Below are 18,562 nucleotides of genomic sequence, written 5' to 3' on the forward strand. Positions count from 1 at the left end.
CCCTCCCCCCCCCCCCCCCCCCCCCCCCCCCCCCCGCCCCCCCCCCCCCCCGCCCCTCCCCCCCCCCCCCCCCCCCCCCCCCCCCCCCCCCCCCCCCCCCCCCCCCGGTCCAGGCGGTGGGGGCTCCTAGAGCACCTCCCGGCCCGTCGGCCAGACGTGGTACTCGCGCCGGCCGTAGACGAGCGGCTGCCGGCCGGAGTACTGGGTGACGCGCAGGACCGTACCGAACACCACGAGGTGGTCCCCGCTGCGGTGCCGGTCGCCCACCAGGCAGTCCGCGACGCCGTGGGCGTCGTGGAACAGGTGCGGGCCGCCGGAGCGGGGGTCTTCGGCGTCGTGCTCCCAGCGCACCCGGTCGAAGCGGTCGGGCGCGCCCGAGGCGAACAGGTCGGCGACCGTCCGGGCAGCGCCGTGCAGCAGGTTCACCGCGAACCGCCCGCTGTCCAGCACCGTCTCCAGGGTGGGACTGCCCCACCGCAGGCAGACCAGCAGGGTGGGCGGGTCCAGGGAGACGCTGCACAGCGAGGAGATGGTCATCCCGCGCGGTGTGCCGGTGTGGTCGGTGGCGGTCAGGACGGCGACTCCGGTGGGGAATCGGCTCATCATGGCGCGCTGGCCCTCGGCGACGGCCGTCCTCCGGGGATCGGCCGGGTGTTTCGGGCCGGTGAGTTGGGACAGTTCGGTCATGAGCGACGCTCCTGGGGCGACGGCGCAGCGCGGCGGCGGCCACAGGGCCGACGCCGCGCTGACGGGCTCATCGGCGCATGTGGGTGAAGTACTCGTACTGGGTCGGGAGCTGCTGGATCAGGCGCGCGGCCTGGTCGTGCACCGCCTGGAACTCCCTCTGCGCCGCGCTCTCGTTGGCGAGCGAAAGGGCCGGGGAGGGCTTGAGGTCGATGCCGCCCATCCCGAGCAGGATGCACATGTAGGAGTAGGGGGGCAGCCCGTGGTAGTACGGGAACACCGACTCGCTGTCGGGCAGCTGGTGCTTCCAGTGCTCGATCTTCTCGGCCAGCCCGTCCGGCAGCGGGCGGGTCTTGGCGTCCTTCCAGTACTGGGTGTCGTTGCGCGCAGCGGCGGCGTAGTGCAGGGTCAGGAAGTCCCGGACGCCGTCCATCACGTTGGCGATGGAGCTGTTGTAGCTGTCGCGGTGCACGGGGTTCCAATCCGCGCCGGGGAAGTTCTTGACCAGCTGCTCCGCGGCGTGGTGGATGAAGAAGATGCCGGTCGACTCCAGGGGCTCGACGAACCCGCTGGTCAGGCCGATGCCCACGCAGTTGTTCACCCAGGAGCGGCTGCTGCGGCCGATGCGCATCTTGATGTGGTTCGCCTCGGCCTCCGCCGCCGACGGGCCGACGAACTCGCGCAGCGTGCGCTCGGCCTCCTCGGCCGAGAGGTAGTCGCTGGCGTAGACGTAGCCGGTGCCGATCCTGCCGTACAGCGGGATGGTCCAGATCCAGCCGGCGTCCTGCGCGGTGGCGGTGGTACAGGGCCGGATGCCCCGCGCTTCCATGTCCTGCGGCACCTGGAGCGCGACCGCGCTGTCGTTGGGCAGCGTGTCCTGGTAGGAGATGAACGGCTCCTGCAGGGCCTTGTTGAGCAGCAGCCCCCGGAAGCCGGTGCAGTCGATGAAGAGGTCGCCCTCCAGCTCGCCGTGCTCGGCGGTGACCACGCTCTTGATCCAGCCGCGCTCGTCGAGCCTGACGTCCTTGACGTCGTCGACGATGTGCTTCGCGCCCCGGTCCACCGTGTACTTGGTGAGGAACTTGGCCAGCAGCGCGGCCTCGAAGTGGTACGCGTACGGGAACTGCGTCTTGCCCTGGTGCTCCGACATCGTCAGGCCCTGGGGCTCGTCGGCGGTCTCGTCATAGGGCTGTGACAGCATCGTGCCGTCGAGGTGGCGCGGGCTGCGCTCGGCGTCGCAGATGTTGGCCATGACGAAGCAGTCGACGTCGAAGCGGTCGGTGCGGCCGTTCTTGAGCCACCAGTCGGCCAGCGGGAAGCCGTCGACCGACCGCATCTGCTCGAACGGGTGATAGAAGTGGTGGCCCGGCTTGCGCCAGTTCTCGAAGCGGACCGCGAGTTTGTACGTGGCGTTGCAGGCAGGCATCCAGTCCGATTCCTTGAGGCCAAGGAACTCGAAGAAGTGGCGGATGTCACTGAAAGTGGCCTCGCCGACACCGATGGTGCCCACCTTGCCGGATTCGACGAGGGTGATGTCGACCCGGTCGCCGAATGCCGCCTTGAGGTACGAGGCGGTCATCCAGCCGGCTGTGCCGCCACCTACAATCACGACTCTATTGAGCACTTGGCAAACTCCAATTCTGCTACAAGACGGTTGACGAGGGGCTTCAACGCCATAAGAGCGAGCTTAGGTTTGACAAGACTTCGCCCACCACGTTGTTAAGTGGTGGGCGAAATTCGCAGGTGGCGGAGGAGGATTTTCCAGTCTTCAGCTCAATCCCGGCTGCCGACGGCGGCCGAAGGCCGTGTGCGCAGGGAGATGCGGGCCGCCAGCAGAGTGGCGCCCAGGGTCAGGGCGAGCGCGGAGGCGATGACGGTGACCAGGATCGACGCCGGCCCGGCGGGCAGAGCCCGGTCGAGCACCGCGTAGCTCAGCGGGATCAGAGTCGCAGCCGCGACCAGCATGCCGAGCGCGATGCCCGCGAAGGCGGTCAGCAGCGCCTCCACCGTCATCATCCGCATGACCTGGGAGCGGGTGGCACCGATGAGGCGCTGGAGGGTGAACTCCCGGCGGCGCTCGGTGGTGGCCATCACCAGGGTGTTCACCAGGGCGATGACCGCGTAGCCGATCACCATGGCGACCAGGAGGTAGGCCACCCAGGTCTGGGTGTCGTTCTGCTTGACCTGTGCGCTGACCAGCGACGTCCGGTCGGTGACGTGCAGACCGGGCGCGGGCGCCCCCTGGCCGGTGAGCCGGTCGGCCAGCTGCCCGGAGTCGGTGCCGGGCGCCGCGGAGACCAGGATCTGCGGCACCCCGCCCTTGGCGGTGTGCTGGGCGATCACCGAGGCCGGCATCAACACGGCGCCGTAACCGCGCCGTTCGTTGACCGTGGCCACCAGTTTCGGCTCGACCTTCGTGCCGTCGCCCAGCCGCATCGGGATCCGCTCACCGAGCCGGTGCCCGCCGGCGGACGACTCGGGCAGTGCCACGGTGTCCTCCCGCAGGTCGGCGAGGCTGCCGCTCACCACGCGCACGGAGGTGGTGCGCTCGATGCCCTCGGGCGAGACGCCGTTGATCTGCACCGGGGTGCCCTTCGGCGCCTTGCCCTTGCCGTTGTAGGCCGCCCATTCGGCCTTCGACGGCTCCAGGAAGCCGGAGCTGGGCACGTACGCGGACGCTGCGGCCACGCCGGGCTGCCGTCCGATCCGCTCCACCAGTGACGCCGGCATCCCGCCGGTGGCCGAGGTGATCACCACGTCGGCCCGCAGATTGTCCTTGAACGCCTGTTCGGCGCCCGCGCTCTGGGTGGTCTGGAGGTAGATCAGCGCGCTGGCCAGGCCGGTGGCGAGCATGACGGGCATGACGGCCCCGGCCATCCGGATCGACCGGGCCTGGGCGTTGAGGAGGGCCAGCCGGCCGGCGAAACCGGTGACCGCCCGCACCGGCCAGTGCAGCAGGGCGGTCACCAGCCTGGTCAGGCCGGGGCCCAGCAGGCCGAAGCCGACGGCCCACAGCATGGCGGCCGGCGTCGCGGCGCTGCCGGCCTTGGCACCGTCCATCTGCAGGGTGACGAAGGCGAGCACGGTGCCGCCGGCCAGGCAGAGCAGGGCGACGACCGCCCGGATCCAGTTGAACCAGCGGCGCTGGACGGCAGCTTCTGCCAGTGCCTCGGTCGGCCGGGTACGTGCGGCCCCGCGGGCCGCGATGTACGCGGCACCCAGGGCGGTCGCCAGGGCCGCGCCGGCGCCCGCGATCAGCGGGATCCAGCCCGCCCGGTACATCACCACCTCGGGCACCACGTGGGCGTCGACGAACCGGCCCAGCAGCCACTTCCCCAGGTGGGGCCCCGGCACACAGGCCAGTGCGGTGGCGAAGACGGCGACGACGAAGGTCTCGGCGAGGATCATCCGGCGGACCTGGCCCGGCGTCGAGCCGATCGCGCGCAGCAGCGCCATCTGTCGCTGCCGCTGCTGGATCGACAGGCCGAGGGTGCTCGCGACCACGAAGACGGTGACCATCGCGGCCAGTCCGCCGAACACCGCGGACATCGAGACCAGGTTCTTGCCGCGGGTGACGACGTCGGGGAACTCGGCCCGGCCCCGCTCGTCGCCGGTCAGCACCGTCACCGGCATGCCCTTGAGGGCCTTGGCGACGGCGGCCCGGACCTGCCCGGTGGAGGCTCCGGGTTCGGTGACGACGCCGATGGAGTCGACCTTGCCCTCCTGCGGGGCGGCCTGCGCCACGTCGGCGTCGGAGAGGAACACGGTGGCACCGTCACCGGGGCCGTTCACCAGCGCGGCCACCTCGTAGGGGCGGGCGGCGCCGTGCAGGCCGAGGGTGATCCGGTCCCCTACGCGGGCACCGGCCTCGGCGGCGAGCCGGGAGTCCAGCGCGACGCGGCCGGTTCCGGCCGGCGCCGAGCCCTCGGCCACGCGGTACGGACCGAGGGCCGCGGAGGCCCAGCCGTGGCCGGTGGCGGAGAGGCCGCCCTTGCCGCCGTCCAGGACGAGGGTGACGGGCAGGGACAGGTCCGGCACGGCGGCCTTGACGCCAGGCACCGCGGCGACCTTCTGCACGTCGGCGGCATCGAGGCGGACCCGCTCCTGGAAGACCTTGTTCGAGCCGGGGTAGTTCTGGTCCCCGGTGACGACGACCGGGGCGGCCGCGAGCCGCTGTGGCGCGGCCAGTCCGCGCACTCCCGTCTCCAGCAGTCCGCCGCAGGCGATCACGATGGCGGCGCCGAAGAACAGGGCGATGAAGGAGGCGATGAAGCCGCCTTTGTGGAACTTCAGTGAGCGCAGCGCCAGGCCGATCATCGGGCTGCTCCGGGCTGCCCGCCGTGCACCTGTTCATCGGCCCAGGCGCCGAGGTGGGTCATGCGTTCGGCGACCATGTCGGCGGTCGGGCGTTCCAGCGAATCGACGATCTTGCCGTCGGCGAGGAAGAGGGTGCGGTCGGCGTGGGCGGCGGCCACCGGGTCGTGGGTGACCATCACGATGGTCTGACCTGACCACTGGACGGCCTCCCGCAGCAGGCCGAGCACCTCGCGGGCGGTGCGGGTGTCCAGCGCTCCGGTCGGCTCGTCACCGAAGACCACGGCGGGCCGGGTGACCAGCGCACGGGCGATCGCGACACGCTGCTGCTGGCCGCCGGAGAGCTCGCCGGGACGGTGCTTCTGGCGCGAGGCGAGGCCGACGCGCTCGATCACCTCATCGACTTCGGCTGCCTTGGGGCGGCGTCCCGCCAGGCGTAATGGCAGGGTGACGTTGTCGCGCACGCTCAGCGCGGGCATCAGGTTGAACGCCTGGAAGACGAACCCGACGCGCTCACGGCGGAGTTTGGTCAGCTCCCGCTCCTTGAGCCCGGACAGCTCCACGCCGTCCAGCCGGACCGAACCCGACGTCGGCCGGTCCAGTCCCGCGGCGCAGTGCAGGAAGGTGCTCTTGCCGGAGCCGGACGGTCCCATCACCGCGGTGAAGGTGCCTTGGCGGAGCCCGATGCTCACCCCGTCGAGGGCGGCCACCCTGTTCTTCCCGCTGCCGTAGAGCTTGTGCACGGAGTCCAGGAGGACGACGGCCTCAGCCGACCCGTCCGGTGTTCGGTTCATGGGCTTCCCTATCGGGTGTCGGATCTGTGGAGGAGCCGCTGCCGGTCGTTCCCTGTCGGGAGGCGAGCGGCCCGGGACGGGCGAGTACGCCCTTGACCTCCGCGAGCGGGTCACCGGGCGGTCGCAGGACGGTGTGGGCAACGGTCAGGTGCAGCTGCGCCGCGGACATCACGAGCCGGGCACCGAAGGGAAGCAGGAAGAGCGCGACGGCGGAGACGCCCAGCGATCCGGGCAAGGTGTCGATCGCGAGGATCACGTCGTTCTGCCCCGCCGTCACACCGGAAGCGGTCAGGGCCGCGTACCACAGCGGCAGCGTCACGCAGCCGAGCAGCACCAGCCAGACGGCCAGCGCGAAGACGTCCAGCAGCAGCAGCGGAGGGAAGAGGAGGACGAGGTAGGCGCAGTCGCGGACGATCGTGGGATCGGCGCAGCGGGCCTTGAGGTGGGCGGACAGCCCGGGCTCGGAAACGTCCTTGTAGAGGTACGGGATCGGGCGGTCGATCAGGTGCGCACGGCCCCGCTCGACCTGTGCACAGCCCCTGATCACCCAGGCCGCCCCGATCAGCAGGGGTACGGTCACGGTGAGCTGGCTCGCCACCGCACCGCCCAGGATCGCCGCCGTCGCCACGACGAACAGGGCGCTGCCCACGACGAGATAGCTCGCGAGGTAGCCGGCGGCCAGCCAGGGGGCGGCGGAGAGCGGCAGTTTGACTAACGACCGGGGCGGACGCAGACGGGTCGGCGAGAGCCGGATCATTCGATTCTCCGCAGCATCTCGTCGATCGAGCCCACCCGGGCCTTCAGCTCGGCCATCTCGGCCAGCAGGGCTTCCTGACGGGCGACGGCCTCTTCGGCCAGCTTGCGATAGGAGGCCATGGCCACGGCGTCGGCGCGGTGGCGCTGGAGTCTGAAGTGGGAGACCACCGCCGCCGTGATTCCTCCGACGATGATCAAGACGATGGCGATAGCGACGATGGCGCCGGTCATGTCCGGGTCCCCTTCATAACGTTCTAACCTTCCTCATCGGTGGGCCCGTCCGCCTCGTGTGCCTGTTCCTCGTCCGCCCGGAGGGCGTCCAGGATCGTCTGCACATTGAGGCGCAACTCGAACGGAGCCAACTCGAAGTACTTCAAGGCCTTGCCGTCGTCGGAGAGTTCGAGCTGGCCGACGACCAGGCCCGCCTTCTCGAGGCGCTCGAGGTGCATGTAGAGCAGGGGGCGGGACATGCCCAGCTGCCGGGCCAGTTCACTCACGTACATCCGGCCGCCGGCGAGCCCTGCGATGGCCCGGAGCCGCTGTGCGTGGCCCACTGCAGCGAGAAAGGTCAGTAGCTCCTCGCTGTTCAACGTCCACCTCCCCAGCGCGCCGGACTGTATGTGTCAGTCAAATCTTTCACATGCCTGGAAAGGCTGTCAAACATGCTGCGGCTCGGTCGCGCACGCCAGCAGAAGGCCGTTCCGCGCCAGCCACCGCCCCTCGAAGGCCCTGGGTGCGGTCGGCTGTTCCGGCGGGTGCGGGGCGAGGATGCGGGCGTGGAAGGAGCCGTCGGGCAGGAGGGTGACCTGCGCCCCGTCGAAGCCCAGCCACTGCTGCGTCACCGGGAACCACGCCTTGTATATGGCCTCCTTGGCGCAGAACAGCAGCCGGTCCCAGTGCACGTCCGGGTACTGGCGGGCGAGCCCGGAGAGCCGGGCCTGCTCCTCGGGCAGCCCGATGTAGTCCAGCAGGCCCTCCAGCAGGGGCTGGTGCGGTTCCGCGTCGATACCGAGGGTGCGCATGCCGGAGCTGTCCGCGACGGCCGCGGCGCGATAGCCCGCACAGTGGGTCATGCTGCCGACCACACCGTCGGGCCATCGCGGGGCGCCGCGCACACCCGGCAGCAGCGGCGTCGGCGGGAAGCCCAGCCCGCCGAGGGCCAGGCGTGCGCAGTGCCGGACCGTCGTGAACTCTCGACGGCGCGCTTCCCCGGTCTCGCCCAGAGCCGCCCGTTCCTCGGGGTACAGCGCCGCCTCGGGCGGGTCCCCGAAGCACTCGGCGGCACTGACGGCCGCGGGCAGAATCTCGTCGATCACACAGCCGCCCTGCGCAGGGGGCTACCGGGGGAGGGGGGTGAGTTCCGGCGCACCGCGCCCGGAGACACCGCCCCGCTCGTCGGCGCCGTCCCCGTGCGCGGCGAGCACCGGCTCGACCGCATCCGGGCCCAGCAGCCGGAGCAACGGACGCGTCATCATCGTGGTGACGAGCGCGACGATGGTGAGCAGGCTGAGCAGTCGCTGGTCGATGATGCCGGCCTGGTAGCCGATCTGGAGGACGACCAGTTCGGTCAGACCGCGGGCGTTGAGCAGCACGCCGAGCGTCAGGGCGGACCCGCCGGGCATCCCCGTGAGGACGGCGCTCAGCGCAGGCCCGAAGATCTTGGTCACGACGCCCAGGGTGAGCAGCGTGACGAGAGCCAGAACCGAGGTCCGGTCGAAGTCCAGCGCGCCCAGATCGATCGTCAGACCGAACCCGAAGAAGAAGAACGGCAGCAGCACGATCCGGGCCGTGCCGGACAGCCGGTCGGCCACCCGGGCCGCCCGGGCGTTGCCCGCCGGCCAGGCGAGCCCGACCAGCAGGGCCCCGATCAGCTGGTGCACCCCGATCAGTGTCGTCAGCGTGGCCGTGGCGGCGATGCCGACGGCGAGGAGGACCATGGTGGTCGCATCGCTCTCGACGCCTTCCGCGGCGCCCGCCCGGGAGCGCGCCCAGCGGGCCAGCCCCTTGCGCAGCGGCCCCAGGAAGAACACGGTGATCACCGCGGCCATCAGGCCGTTCCAGAGGACCCCCGCCGGGCCGCTGCCGTGGAGATCGGCCAGGATCCCGGTGAGCACCAGCCATACGGCGCCGTCCCCGACCGCGGCCGCGAAGAGGCTCAGCTGCCCCTGACGGGTACGGGTGAGGCGCAGGTCGGTCAGGATGCGGGCCAGCACCGGGAAGGCGGTGACGCTCAGCGCGCATCCCACGAACAGCACGAACGCCACCGGATCGTCGGCCTGCCCCGCGAACTCCCCCACCAGCGGGACGGCCGCCGCGGTTCCGGCTGCGAAGGGCACCAGGAGGGAGGCCTGGCTCACCAGCAGCGCCTGTGCTCCGGTGCCGCGCAGCCGCATCCCGGTCAGCTCGCGTCCGACCCCGAACATGAAGAAGACCAGACCGACCTGGGCCAGCCCGTCCAGCATCGGCAGGGCGCCCGCCGGGAAGAGCCAGTCCCCGGCCCCGGGGGCGAAACGCCCCAAGAGGGTCGGCCCCAGCGCGAGACCCGCGCAGATCTCCCCGATCACCCGTGGCTGGCCCAGCCGGTCGGCGAGCAGCCCGCCCAGATAGGCGGCGAGCAGGATGGCCGCCACGGCGAGGAGGAAGTGGCCCCCCTTGTCGAGGCCGTGCGCGGCGTTCGCCGCTCCCTTGGCCAGGGACGGCTGCCCGGTGACCAGGGCCGTGGCCGCTGCGATCACCGCCAGCGGCACCGTCACGAGCAGTACCACCGCGGCCCAGCGCCGCTTCCCGAACCGATTTCCCTCACGCACGACGCGCATCCCCCGTGGTCGTCGATGAACGGACGGTGCTGCTCATCGGTGCCGGGTCTCGTCCCGTTCGGTGGTGAGAGCCTGCCGCACCAGCTCGTACGGTGGTGATGCGGCCAGGTAGAAGTGATCACCGGCAACCACGTGCTGCCGGAACCCGCCCTCGGTGTGCTCGGCCCACAGGGCGGCCTGATCCGGCGTCACCCGTCCGTCGACGTCACCCAGCACCGCCGTCACGGGGCAGTCCAGCCGGGGGCCCGCACGGTGGCGGTAGGCGCCGAGCAGCCGGAAGTCGTCTTTGACGTACGGCAGGACCAGCTCGCGGAACATCGGATTTCCGAGCAGCTCGGTGTCGGTACCGCCCAACTCCATCAGCGTCGCGATGACGCTCTCGTCGTCCAGGGCGGCTGCCTGGGCCTCCCGCCGCACCAGATGGGCCGGCCGGGCGCCCGACACGAAGAGATGCGCCGGCGACCCGCCTCCGGCCTCCAGGATCCTGGCCGTCTCATAAGCGATGACGGCGCCCATGCTGTGGCCGAACAGCGCGGTGGGCCGGTCCATGAGAGGCCGGACGGCCTCGGCGATCTCCCCGGCCATCGTCAGGAGGTCGGTGGCCGGCGGCTCCCCGAAACGGTCGGCCCGCCCCGGGTAGCAGACCGCATGCACCTCGAACTCGGGAAGCCCCTTGCGCCACTCCCGGAAGAAGTACGACGACCCCCCGGCATGCGGGAAACAGACCAATCGCTGTGCGGCGAACGGGCGGGGTTCGCGGCATTCCGTCCAGGCCATCAAGGCGCTCCTGCCGATCGCATGCCGAACACACTCGGCCTTTCCACGGATATCGGCCATTGGATCAAGCACCGCTGACAGCCAGCTGACAGGACCCGGGTAGATACCGGCTCGGAGATCTTGAAGGCGCTGTGGTCCGTGGTCGCGGCAGCGATGTCACGTCCGCGTCGGTGATCACGCCACGGCGCGCCGACCGGATCCGGCCGGGGCGGCTCCCTGACGGCTCCCAAGACAGGTCCGTAAACCACTCAAGGGCCTGACCCGCGATGCGGATCAAGCCCTTGACCTGGTCTTACGAAGTCGGGGTGGCGGGATTTGAACCCACGACCTCTTCGTCCCGAACGAAGCGCGCTGCCAAGCTGCGCTACACCCCGATCGCCGCCCTGAAGCTGTGCTGTCCTGGCGACATCGATTACTTTAGCGGACCCTCGGCCTGAGACGAAATCCGGTTTTCGCGAGGGCCCGGCGCCGGTGGTCAGGCCTTGGGGGCCAGGGTCAGGAGGGTCGCCTCCGGGGGGCAGGCGAAGCGGACCGGGGTGAAGCGGTTGGTGCCGCAGCCGGCCGAGACGTGGAGGTAGGAGCGCCGGCCCTCGGCCTCGTACGTGGACAGGCCCTTCACCCGCTTCGTGTCGAGGTCGCAGTTGGTGACCAGCGCCCCGTAGAAGGGGATGCACAGCTGTCCGCCGTGGGTGTGGCCGGCCAGGATCAGCGGGTAGCGGTCCGCGGTGAAGGATTCCAGGACGCGCAGGTACGGGGCGTGGACGACCGCCAGCGAGAAGTCCGCGTCCGCCTCCGGGCCGCCCGCGACCCGCTCGTAGCGGTCCCGCTTGATGTGCGGGTCGTCCAGGCCGGTGAAGGCCAGCTCCACCCCGTTCACCTTCAGCCGGGCCCGGGTGTTCGTGAGGTTCAGCCAGCCCGCCGCGTCGAAGGCGTCCCGCATGTCCTCCCACGGGTTGTGGACGGCGCCGACGACCGGCTTGTTGCCGTTCAGGCCGTGGCGGCCCTGCACCTTCTCGATCAGGTAGCGCCCGGGGTTGCGCAGCCGCGGCCCGTAGTAGTCGTTGGACCCGAAGACGTACACGCCGGGGAAGTCCATCAGCGGACCCAGCGCGTCGAGCAGCTCGGGCACGCCCTCCGTGTCGGAGAGGTTGTCGCCGGTGTTCACGACGAAGTCGGGGCGCAGTCCGGCCAGGGACTGCAGCCAGGCGCGCTTCTTGCGCTGGCCGCCGACCATGTGGATGTCCGAGACCTGCAGTACGCGCAACGGGCGCATTCCGGCGGGCAGTACCGGAACCGTGATCCGGCGAAGTCGGAAGGACCGGGCTTCGAACCCCGCGGCATAGGCCACACCGGCGGCCCCCACCGCCGCGATCGAGGCGGTCACCTTCAGGGGGGTTCCGTAACGCGCGTGCATGCCCCCATCGTCGCAGACCAGGAAAACCGATGGGCGCCACAGGCCCCGCACCTGGCAGACTCAGGGGCATGACCACGCTCAAGGCCAAGCTCCAGGAAGACCTCACCACCGCCATCAAGGCGCGCGACGAACTCGGTTCGTCCACCCTGCGCCTGACCCTCGCCGCCATCACCAAGGAGGAGGTCGCGGGCAAGGAGGCGCGCGTGCTCTCCGACGAGGAAGTCCTCAAGGTGATCGCCAAGGAGGCGAAGAAGCGCCGCGAGGCCGCGGACGCCTTCGCCCAGGGCGGCCGCGACGAGCAGGCCGCGCGGGAGACCGCGGAGGGCGAGTTCCTGGACGCCTACCTGCCCAAGCAGCTCAGCGACGACGAGCTGACCGCGATCGTGGCGCAGGCGGTCGAGGAGGCCAAGGCGGCGGGTGCCGAGGGGCCGCGGGCCATGGGCGCCGTCATGAAGATCGTGAACCCGAAGGTGGCGGGTCTGGCGGAGGGCGGCCGGGTCGCCGCAGCCGTCAAGAAGCAGCTTTCGTAGGGACGGGAACAGCAGGAACAGCAGGAAGAAGGGGAGGGCCCCGGTCGGTGATCCGGCCGGGGCCCTCCCCTTCTTCGTCCTTGCGCCGCTACGGGGTAGGGCCGCCGGCGCCGCCGCCCGCCGGGCCCGGGACCACCGGGACCTCGGGGACCGGGACCACCGGGACCGTGCCGCCGGTCGTGGTACCGCCGGTCGTGGTGCCGCCGGTCGTGGTACCACCGGCCGCGGCACCGCCGCCGGGCTTGTTGTCACCGCCGGGCTTGCCCGGCTTGTTCGGCTTGCGCGGGGTGGCGGGCGGCTGGGGCGTGGTGCCCCGGCCGCCGGTCCCGCCGGTGCTGCCGTTGCCCGCGCCGCCGCCGCCACCGACCGGGGACTCCGGGATGCTGGCCCCGACGAAGTTCGGGGCCTCTCGGCCGGCGAGCGCGCCCGAGACGGCGTCCTTCCAGATCGGGCCGGGCAGGCCGCCGCCGAAGACCTTCGGGTAGTACTGCCCGCCGATGGTGATGTCCTCCATCGAGATCTTCTTCGAGCCGCCGGAGCCGACCCACACCGCGCTGGACAGGTTCGGGGTGTAGCCCACGAACCAGGCGTTGTACCGGTTGTCGGTGGTACCGGTCTTGCCCGCGTTGTCGCGGTCGGTCAGGCCGGCCCGCTCACCCGTACCGGAGTCGACGACCCCGCGCAGCAGCTGGTTGATGGTGTCGGCCGTGTCCTGGGACATCGCCCGGTCGCACCTGGACTTCGGCACCGTGAGCGCCTTGCCGTGCGCGTCGGTGATCGACTCCAGGGCGATCGGGGTGCAGTAGACGCCCCGGTTGGCGAAGGCGGCGTACGCGTTGGCCATCGTCAGCGGGGACATCTCGGCGGAGCCGAGCGCGATGGACGGCTCCTCGGGCAGCTTGACCCCGCTGGCCGGGACCACGCCGAGCTTCTGCGTCATCTCCGTCACCGGGCAGAGGCCGATGTCCGAGATCATCTGCACGAAGTAGGTGTTGATGGACTTCTCCATCGCCGTCCGCAGCGCGTACGGGCCGATCTCGTCCCGCGTCTCGTTCTCGGCGGTCTGCAGCTTGCCGTTGCCGAGCGGCAGGTTCTGCCAGGCCGGGCCCGAGCAGCGCGACACCGGGCTCGGGTACTCCATCTTGTTCGGGGCCGAGTAGACCTTCGTCGGCTCCATGCCCTGCTCTATGGCGGCGGCCGCGATGAACGGCTTGAACGTGGAGCCCACCTGGAAGCCGAAGTTGGAGCCGCCCATCCGCTTGTCGACGGAGTAGTTGATCTGCGTCTCGTTCTTCCCGAAGCCGTACGGCTTCGACTGGCCCATCGCCAGGACCTTGCCGGTGCCCGGCTGGACCATGGTCACGGCCGTGGCGATCGAGTCGTCCTCGTTGACGTGGTCCTTGATCGAGGCGTTGGCGGCCTCCTGCGACTGCGGGTCCAGCGTCGTGCGGATGGTCAGGCCGCCCTGGTTCCAGATCTTGGCCCGCTCCTCGCGGGTCTTGCCGAAGACCGTGTCGGAGAGGAAGGTGGCGCGCACGTAGTCGCAGAAGAACCCGGCGCCCTTGACCGCGGTGATGCAGCCGTTCTTGGGCCGGGTCACCTTCAGCGTGACCGGCTTCGCCTTCGCCTCGTCCGCCTCGGCCTGCGAGATGTCCTTGACGTCGGCCATGCGCTGCAGGACGACGTTGCGCCGCTTCATCGCCTCCTGGCTGTCGTTCACCGGGTCGTACCGGCTGGGCGACTGCACGAGGCCGGCGAGCAGCGCCGACTCCTCCAGCGTCAGGTCCTTGGCGGGCTTGCTGAAGTAGCGCTGGGAGGCGGACTCGATGCCGTAGGCGCCCTGCCCGAAGTAGGTGATGTTGAGGTAGTTCTCGAGGATCTTCTTCTTCCCGAGCTCCTCCTCGACCTGGATCGAGTACTTCAGCTCGCGGATCTTGCGGCCGAGGCTCTTCTCCTGGGCCTCGCGCACCTTCGTCTCGTCGTCGCCTGCCTCCTCGACGAAGACGTTCTTCACGTACTGCTGCGTGAGCGTGGAGGCGCCCTGCGCCGCCCCGCCCTCCTGCGCGTTGCGGTTGACCGCGCGGAGGATGCCCTTGAGGTCGACCGCGCCGTGCTCGTAGAAACGCGAGTCCTCGATGGCGACGATCGCCTTCTGCATGTACGGAGACATGGCCGTGAGCGGCACGACCTGCCGGTCCCGTGAATAGACGGTGGCGATCAAGCCACCCTCGGCATCCAGGATCGTGGTGCGCTGGCTCAGCGGAGGCGTCTTCAGATTGGCCGGGATCTCGTCGAAACCCTCGACCGTGCCCTTGGCCGCGAGGCCCAGCGCGCCTGCGCCCGGGATCGCGATGCCGGCAAGTACGACTCCGGAGAGAACCGACACCCCGAGGAACTTGGCGGCCTGCTGCGGCCCCGTCAGCCCTGCGCCCGAGCGCTTCTTTCCCATAGAGGGCAGCCTACGTTCTCATTCGCCGGACACGCGCGAATGCCTTGGCCTAAGCTGTCCCCAACTGTCACAGCAGTGCGGTGCGACATCAACCCCCCGGCTTGATTTTCACCCTTCCCGAATGGGGTGGACTCATGTCCGAATCCCGCCCTTCGCCCTGACGGCCGCTCACCGGCGCTTCCCCGATTTCACCCGAATCGCCGGAATGGTCGGGCATGTCGCTGGATCACTCCGTCGGGTGATCTGCCGCTTACCCATAGTCCGTTCGGACCATTCAAGATTGGGCCCGTCGGGGGTGTTGCGCCGTCCCAGCCTTCCGTAACGTCCTCAACTGGCAGCGGTGAATATGCCGCTACCGCCGTGGGGGAGCCTCGATTCGGGAGAGGACGGCACCGGGATGGGCTGGGTTACCGACTGGAGTGCGCAGGCAGCCTGCCGCACTACCGATCCGGATGAACTGTTCGTTCAAGGAGCGGCACAGAACAGGGCCAAGGCGGTGTGCACCGGGTGTCCGGTGCGGACCGAATGCCTGGCCGACGCACTCGACAACCGTGTCGAGTTCGGAGTGTGGGGCGGCATGACCGAGCGGGAACGACGCGCCTTGCTGCGCCGGCGTCCCACCGTCACCTCGTGGCGACGGCTGCTCGAAACCGCCCGCACGGAGTACGAACGCAGTACGGGCATCCTCACCGTGGATGTCGATGCGGAGATCGACGTGTCGTACGAGACCTACGCGGCAGCCGGGTAACCACCCGGGCGCCGCGTCGGCACCACTCGTACGTACGCCTACGCTCCTGCGGCCGGAACCCCGGCCGCGAGTCGCTCTCCGATGGCCCGCAGCCCGGCGAGGTCGTGCACATCGCCGGGCAGGGCGGCCACTTCGGCCACCGCCACCTCCGGGTGAAGAGAGGCGAAGCGATCGCGTGTGCGCTGCTCACGCGCGATCACCTGCATCCGCTCTGCATGCAGGCGCAGCAGTCCTGCGGTGATCTGGTCCACGTCATTCGAGTCGTTCACGTCGTTCACGTGATGTACGTCGTTCACGTCATGTACGTCGCCCACACCGGGGGAGCCGTCGTCGGCGGCGTCACGAAGTCCAGCTTTCCCGGACTCCTGATCGACAATGCCGCCTTCTTCAAGATTCTCTGCGGCCGCCAGTGCCCGCTCCGCCGACAGCTGTTCCGCGTCGCTCCCGTGCACCCGGTTCAGCACCAGGCCGGCCAGCGGCATCTTCTCCGCGGCCAGCCGCTCCACGAAGTACGCCGCCTCGCGCAGCGCGTCCGGCTCCGGCGCCGCGACCACGAGGAACGCCGTACCGGGAGCCTGGAGCAGCCGGAACGTCGCGTCCGCGCGCGTGCGGAACCCTCCGAACATCGTGTCCATCGCCGCCACGAACGTCTGTACGTCCTTCAGCAGCGAGGCGCCCATCAGCTTGCTCAGCGTGCCGGTCATCATCGACATGCCGACGTTGAGGAACGCCATCCCGGCCCGACCGCCGACCTTCGCCGGAGCCATCAGCACCCGGATGAACTTCCCGTCCAGGAACGACCCCAGGCGCTTCGGCGCGTCGAGGAAGTCCAGCGCGGACCGGCTCGGCGGGGTGTCCACGACGATCAGGTCCCAGTCGTCCCGGGCCCGCAGCTGCCCCAGCTTCTCCATCGCCATGTACTCCTGCGTGCCCGCGAAGCCGGCCGACAGGGACTGGTAGAAGGGGTTCGCCAGGATCGCCCGCGCCCGCTCGGCGTCCGCGTGCGACTCGACGATCTCGTCGAACGTCCGCTTCATGTCCAGCATCATGGCGTGCAGTTCACCGTCAGCGTCACCGGCGGCGCCGCGCTCTATGCCCGGCACCCGGCGCGGGGTGTTGTCCAGCGAGTCGATCCCCATCGACTGGGCCAGCCTGCGCGCCGGGTCGATGGTCAGCACGACCACCTTCCGCCCGCGCTCGGCCGCCCGTACCCCCAGCGCGGCCGCGGTGGTGGTCTTGCCGACCCCGCCCGCGCCGCAGCACACGATGATCCGGGTCCCCGGATCGTCCAGCAGCGCGTCGACCGCCAGCCGCTGCGGCGTGTCCAGCCCCATGCTCTCCCCGCCCCCGCTCATTCGGCGCCCACCTGCTTGCGCAGCTCCGCCGCCAGCTCGTACAGCCCGGCCAGCTCCATCCCCGAGCCGAGCAGGGGGAGTTCGTACGTCGGCACGTCGAGCCCCGCCAGCACCGCGCGCTGCTCCCGCTCAAGCTCCACCCGGCTCGCGTGCTCGGCAGCCTGCGTCAGGAGCGGCTCCACCAGCCGCTCGGCCAGCCCGCCCCGCCGCGCCCCGCCCAGCCCCGCCCGGGACAGGGCCTTGGCGATCCCGGCGCGGTGGCCCTCCGCGGCCGTGCGCAGGGTGTCCTCGTCGAGGTGGTGCGGGCGCACCATGTTGACGATCACCCGGCCGACGGGCAGCCCCGCCCCCACCAGCTCGTCGATCCCGTCCGCGGTCTCCTGGACGGGCATCTCCTCCAGCAGCGTCACCAGGTGCACGGCCGTGTCCGGCGACTTGAGCACCTTCATGACGGCCTGCGCCTGGTTGTGGATCGGCCCGAACCGGGCCAGTCCCGCCACCTCGTCGTTGACGTTCAGGAAGCGGGTGATCCGCCCGGTCGGCGGCGCGTCCATGATCACGTGGTCGTAGACGAACCGCCCGGCCTTGTCCTTGCGCCGCACCGCCTCGCACGCCTTGCCGGTCAGCAGGACGTCCCGCAGACCGGGCGCGATCGTCGTCGCGAAGTCGATCGCGCCGAGCTTCTTCAGGGCGCGGCCGGCCGAGCCGAGCTTGTAGAACATCTGGAGGTAGTCCAGCAGCGCCCGTTCCGCGTCGATGGCGAGCGCGTACACCTCACCCCCGCCCGTGCCGGGCGCGACGGCGATCTTCCGCTCCTCGTAGGGGAGCGCTTCCGTGCCGAAAAGCTGTGCGATGCCCTGCCTGCCCTCGACCTCCACGAGAAGAGTCCGCCTGCCCTCGCGCGCGAGGGCCAGCGCGAGTGCCGCGGCGACCGTGGTCTTGCCGGTGCCGCCCTTGCCGCTGACCACCTGGAGCCTGCTCACAGCGTCCGAGCCTAACCACTCCCGCTCAGGCATTACGCTCGCCCCCATGACCAAGAAGTTCGAATACGCGACGGTCCCCCTGCTGGTTCACGCCACCAAGCAGATCCTGGACACCTGGGGCGAGGACGGCTGGGAGCTCGTCCAGGTCGTGCCCGGCCCGAACAACCCCGAGCAGCTCGTGGCCTACCTCAAGCGGGAGAAGGCATGAGCGGCGTCGTCGAGGCCCGGATCGCCGAGCTCGGCCTGACCCTGCCCGAGGTCGTCCCGCCGCTGGCCACGTACCAGCCGGCGGTCCGGTCGGGTGCGTACGTGTACACCGCGGGCCAGCTGCCGATGGTGCAGGGCAAGCTGCCCGTCACCGGCAAGGTCGGTGCCGAGGTCTCCGCGGAGCAGGCGAAGGAGCTCGCGGCGACGTGCGCGCTGAACGCGCTGGCCGCCGTCAAGTCCGTGGTCGGTGACCTGGACAAGATCGCCCGTGTGGTGAAGGTCGTCGGCTTCGTCGCCTCGGCCCCCGACTTCACGGCGCAGCCGGGCGTGCTGAACGGTGCGAGCGAGCTGCTGGGCGAGGTGCTCGGCGACAAGGGCGTGCACGCGCGCTCCGCGGTCGGGGTGGCGGTCCTGCCGCTGGACGCGCCGGTCGAGATCGAGATCCAGGTCGAGCTGCTCCCCTCTTGACGCGCCGCTTGCGCGGCTCGGCCGCGGGCGGCCTCCCCGGCTTCGCGCCGCTGCGCCGGACTCCGTCCGTCGGATGCGGGGCGGGGCCGGTTCGCGTGTCCGGGGCCGGTGGGTCGTCTGCGGGTGGGTGGGCCGCTGCGCGGGGCGGTCCCCTACCCGCCCTTCCACCGTTCCCAGGGGCTCCGCCCCTGACCCCGGGTACGGGCGCTGCGCGCCCGTCGCCTCAAACGCCGGCGGGGCTATTTACAGCCTCGCCGGCGTTTGAGG

At 70.6% G+C, this 18,562-nt stretch carries 18 protein-coding genes and 1 tRNA gene; 4 read left to right on the top strand and 15 right to left on the bottom strand.

Features of this window, described 5'->3' with window-relative positions; all coding sequences use genetic code 11:
- Positions 1-126 precede the first annotated feature (126 nt).
- The 12 genes from AC07A6_RS29635 to AC07A6_RS29690 all read right to left on the bottom strand — a co-directional run bounded on the left by AC07A6_RS29635 (position 127) and on the right by AC07A6_RS29690 (position 11,555).
- Positions 127-687 carry a flavin reductase family protein gene (locus AC07A6_RS29635; RefSeq protein WP_362459002.1) on the bottom strand — a complete coding sequence of 187 codons (561 nt, stop codon included), beginning with the start codon at positions 685-687 and terminating at the stop codon, positions 127-129.
- A 67-nt stretch (positions 688-754) separates the two neighbouring features.
- Positions 755-2,263, bottom strand: coding sequence for a tryptophan halogenase family protein (locus tag AC07A6_RS29640; protein WP_478779180.1), 1,509 nt, complete (start codon positions 2,261-2,263; stop codon positions 755-757).
- Positions 2,264-2,457: 194 nt separating this feature from the next.
- Entirely contained in the window at positions 2,458-5,001 is a 2,544-nt protein-coding gene (locus tag AC07A6_RS29645) for an FtsX-like permease family protein (protein WP_478779181.1), read from the bottom strand.
- On the bottom strand, positions 4,998-5,792 hold the full coding sequence (locus AC07A6_RS29650; RefSeq protein ID WP_478779182.1) for an ABC transporter ATP-binding protein: 795 nt from the start codon (positions 5,790-5,792) through the stop codon (positions 4,998-5,000). The genes AC07A6_RS29645 and AC07A6_RS29650 overlap by 4 nt, the downstream gene beginning before the upstream one ends.
- Positions 5,764-6,549 (bottom strand): sensor domain-containing protein, encoded by a 786-nt coding sequence (locus tag AC07A6_RS29655; protein ID WP_362459014.1) that lies wholly within the window; start codon positions 6,547-6,549, stop codon positions 5,764-5,766. The genes AC07A6_RS29650 and AC07A6_RS29655 overlap by 29 nt, the downstream gene beginning before the upstream one ends.
- Positions 6,546-6,779, bottom strand: coding sequence for a hypothetical protein (locus AC07A6_RS29660; protein ID WP_362459017.1), 234 nt, complete (start codon positions 6,777-6,779; stop codon positions 6,546-6,548). Before AC07A6_RS29660 ends, AC07A6_RS29655 begins: the two co-directional genes overlap by 4 nt.
- Before the next feature lie 23 nt (positions 6,780-6,802).
- Positions 6,803-7,102, bottom strand: coding sequence for an ArsR/SmtB family transcription factor (locus AC07A6_RS29665; protein WP_478779183.1), 300 nt, complete (start codon positions 7,100-7,102; stop codon positions 6,803-6,805).
- 102 nt (positions 7,103-7,204) lie between these two features.
- Complete coding sequence (locus AC07A6_RS29670) at positions 7,205-7,864, bottom strand: 4'-phosphopantetheinyl transferase family protein (protein WP_478779184.1); 660 nt, start codon at positions 7,862-7,864, stop codon at positions 7,205-7,207.
- Positions 7,865-7,885: 21 nt separating this feature from the next.
- Positions 7,886-9,355 carry a cation:proton antiporter domain-containing protein gene (locus AC07A6_RS29675; protein ID WP_478779185.1) on the bottom strand — a complete coding sequence of 490 codons (1,470 nt, stop codon included), beginning with the start codon at positions 9,353-9,355 and terminating at the stop codon, positions 7,886-7,888.
- 42 nt (positions 9,356-9,397) lie between these two features.
- Positions 9,398-10,141 carry a thioesterase II family protein gene (locus AC07A6_RS29680; protein WP_478779186.1) on the bottom strand — a complete coding sequence of 248 codons (744 nt, stop codon included), beginning with the start codon at positions 10,139-10,141 and terminating at the stop codon, positions 9,398-9,400.
- A gap of 300 nt (positions 10,142-10,441) precedes the next feature.
- A tRNA-Pro gene (locus AC07A6_RS29685) sits at positions 10,442-10,515 on the bottom strand.
- 101 nt (positions 10,516-10,616) lie between these two features.
- Positions 10,617-11,555, bottom strand: coding sequence for a metallophosphoesterase (locus AC07A6_RS29690; RefSeq protein WP_362459032.1), 939 nt, complete (start codon positions 11,553-11,555; stop codon positions 10,617-10,619).
- 68 nt (positions 11,556-11,623) lie between these two features.
- Here AC07A6_RS29690 and AC07A6_RS29695 point away from each other — a divergent pair, with 68 nt between their 5' ends.
- Positions 11,624-12,085 (top strand): GatB/YqeY domain-containing protein, encoded by a 462-nt coding sequence (locus AC07A6_RS29695; protein ID WP_362459035.1) that lies wholly within the window; start codon positions 11,624-11,626, stop codon positions 12,083-12,085.
- A gap of 88 nt (positions 12,086-12,173) precedes the next feature.
- Here the strand turns inward: AC07A6_RS29695 and AC07A6_RS29700 are convergent, their stop codons facing one another.
- Positions 12,174-14,534: a transglycosylase domain-containing protein gene (locus AC07A6_RS29700; protein WP_478779187.1), complete on the bottom strand. Its 2,361-nt coding sequence runs from the start codon at positions 14,532-14,534 to the stop codon at positions 12,174-12,176.
- A 397-nt stretch (positions 14,535-14,931) separates the two neighbouring features.
- Between AC07A6_RS29700 and AC07A6_RS29705 the strand changes: the two genes are divergently transcribed.
- Positions 14,932-15,282, top strand: coding sequence for a WhiB family transcriptional regulator (locus tag AC07A6_RS29705; protein WP_030228569.1), 351 nt, complete (start codon positions 14,932-14,934; stop codon positions 15,280-15,282).
- Positions 15,283-15,320: 38 nt separating this feature from the next.
- On the opposite strand, the gene bagB is transcribed toward AC07A6_RS29705, so the two are convergent.
- Both bagB and bagA read right to left on the bottom strand, forming a co-directional pair.
- Entirely contained in the window at positions 15,321-16,616 is a 1,296-nt protein-coding gene (bagB, locus tag AC07A6_RS29710) for an ATPase BagB (protein ID WP_362459042.1), read from the bottom strand.
- A gap of 17 nt (positions 16,617-16,633) precedes the next feature.
- Complete coding sequence (gene bagA, locus AC07A6_RS29715) at positions 16,634-17,620, bottom strand: ATPase BagA (protein WP_362459045.1); 987 nt, start codon at positions 17,618-17,620, stop codon at positions 16,634-16,636.
- Between the two features lie 46 nt (positions 17,621-17,666).
- On the opposite strand from bagA, the gene AC07A6_RS29720 reads away from it, so the two are divergent.
- Together AC07A6_RS29720 and AC07A6_RS29725 are read left to right on the top strand one after the other, a co-directional pair.
- Positions 17,667-17,828: a Sp36 family protein gene (locus AC07A6_RS29720; RefSeq protein WP_007264966.1), complete on the top strand. Its 162-nt coding sequence runs from the start codon at positions 17,667-17,669 to the stop codon at positions 17,826-17,828.
- On the top strand, positions 17,825-18,295 hold the full coding sequence (locus tag AC07A6_RS29725) for a RidA family protein (protein ID WP_362459048.1): 471 nt from the start codon (positions 17,825-17,827) through the stop codon (positions 18,293-18,295). The genes AC07A6_RS29720 and AC07A6_RS29725 overlap by 4 nt, the downstream gene beginning before the upstream one ends.
- Positions 18,296-18,562: the final 267 nt, after the last annotated feature.

Source organism: Streptomyces sp. NPDC044002, from assembly GCF_056434525.1.

What these genes read in the sequence shown, in the direction of transcription:
- AC07A6_RS29635 (WP_362459002.1), bottom strand. Translation starts at nt 687, where the DNA reads ATGACCGAACTGTCCCAACTCACCGGCCCGAAACACCCGGCCGATCCC.
- AC07A6_RS29640 (WP_478779180.1), bottom strand. Translation starts at nt 2,263, where the DNA reads ATGACCGCCTCGTACCTCAAGGCGGCATTCGGCGACCGGGTCGACATC.
- AC07A6_RS29645 (WP_478779181.1), bottom strand. Translation starts at nt 5,001, where the DNA reads ATGATCGGCCTGGCGCTGCGCTCACTGAAGTTCCACAAAGGCGGCTTC.
- AC07A6_RS29650 (WP_478779182.1), bottom strand. Translation starts at nt 5,792, where the DNA reads ATGAACCGAACACCGGACGGGTCGGCTGAGGCCGTCGTCCTCCTGGAC.
- AC07A6_RS29655 (WP_362459014.1), bottom strand. Translation starts at nt 6,549, where the DNA reads ATGATCCGGCTCTCGCCGACCCGTCTGCGTCCGCCCCGGTCGTTAGTC.
- AC07A6_RS29660 (WP_362459017.1), bottom strand. Translation starts at nt 6,779, where the DNA reads ATGACCGGCGCCATCGTCGCTATCGCCATCGTCTTGATCATCGTCGGA.
- AC07A6_RS29680 (WP_478779186.1), bottom strand. Translation starts at nt 10,141, where the DNA reads ATGGCCTGGACGGAATGCCGCGAACCCCGCCCGTTCGCCGCACAGCGA.
- AC07A6_RS29690 (WP_362459032.1), bottom strand. Translation starts at nt 11,555, where the DNA reads ATGCACGCGCGTTACGGAACCCCCCTGAAGGTGACCGCCTCGATCGCG.
- AC07A6_RS29695 (WP_362459035.1), top strand. Translation starts at nt 11,624, where the DNA reads ATGACCACGCTCAAGGCCAAGCTCCAGGAAGACCTCACCACCGCCATC.
- AC07A6_RS29700 (WP_478779187.1), bottom strand. Translation starts at nt 14,534, where the DNA reads ATGGGAAAGAAGCGCTCGGGCGCAGGGCTGACGGGGCCGCAGCAGGCC.
- AC07A6_RS29705 (WP_030228569.1), top strand. Translation starts at nt 14,932, where the DNA reads ATGGGCTGGGTTACCGACTGGAGTGCGCAGGCAGCCTGCCGCACTACC.
- bagB (WP_362459042.1), bottom strand. Translation starts at nt 16,616, where the DNA reads ATGGGGCTGGACACGCCGCAGCGGCTGGCGGTCGACGCGCTGCTGGAC.
- AC07A6_RS29720 (WP_007264966.1), top strand. Translation starts at nt 17,667, where the DNA reads ATGACCAAGAAGTTCGAATACGCGACGGTCCCCCTGCTGGTTCACGCC.
- AC07A6_RS29725 (WP_362459048.1), top strand. Translation starts at nt 17,825, where the DNA reads ATGAGCGGCGTCGTCGAGGCCCGGATCGCCGAGCTCGGCCTGACCCTG.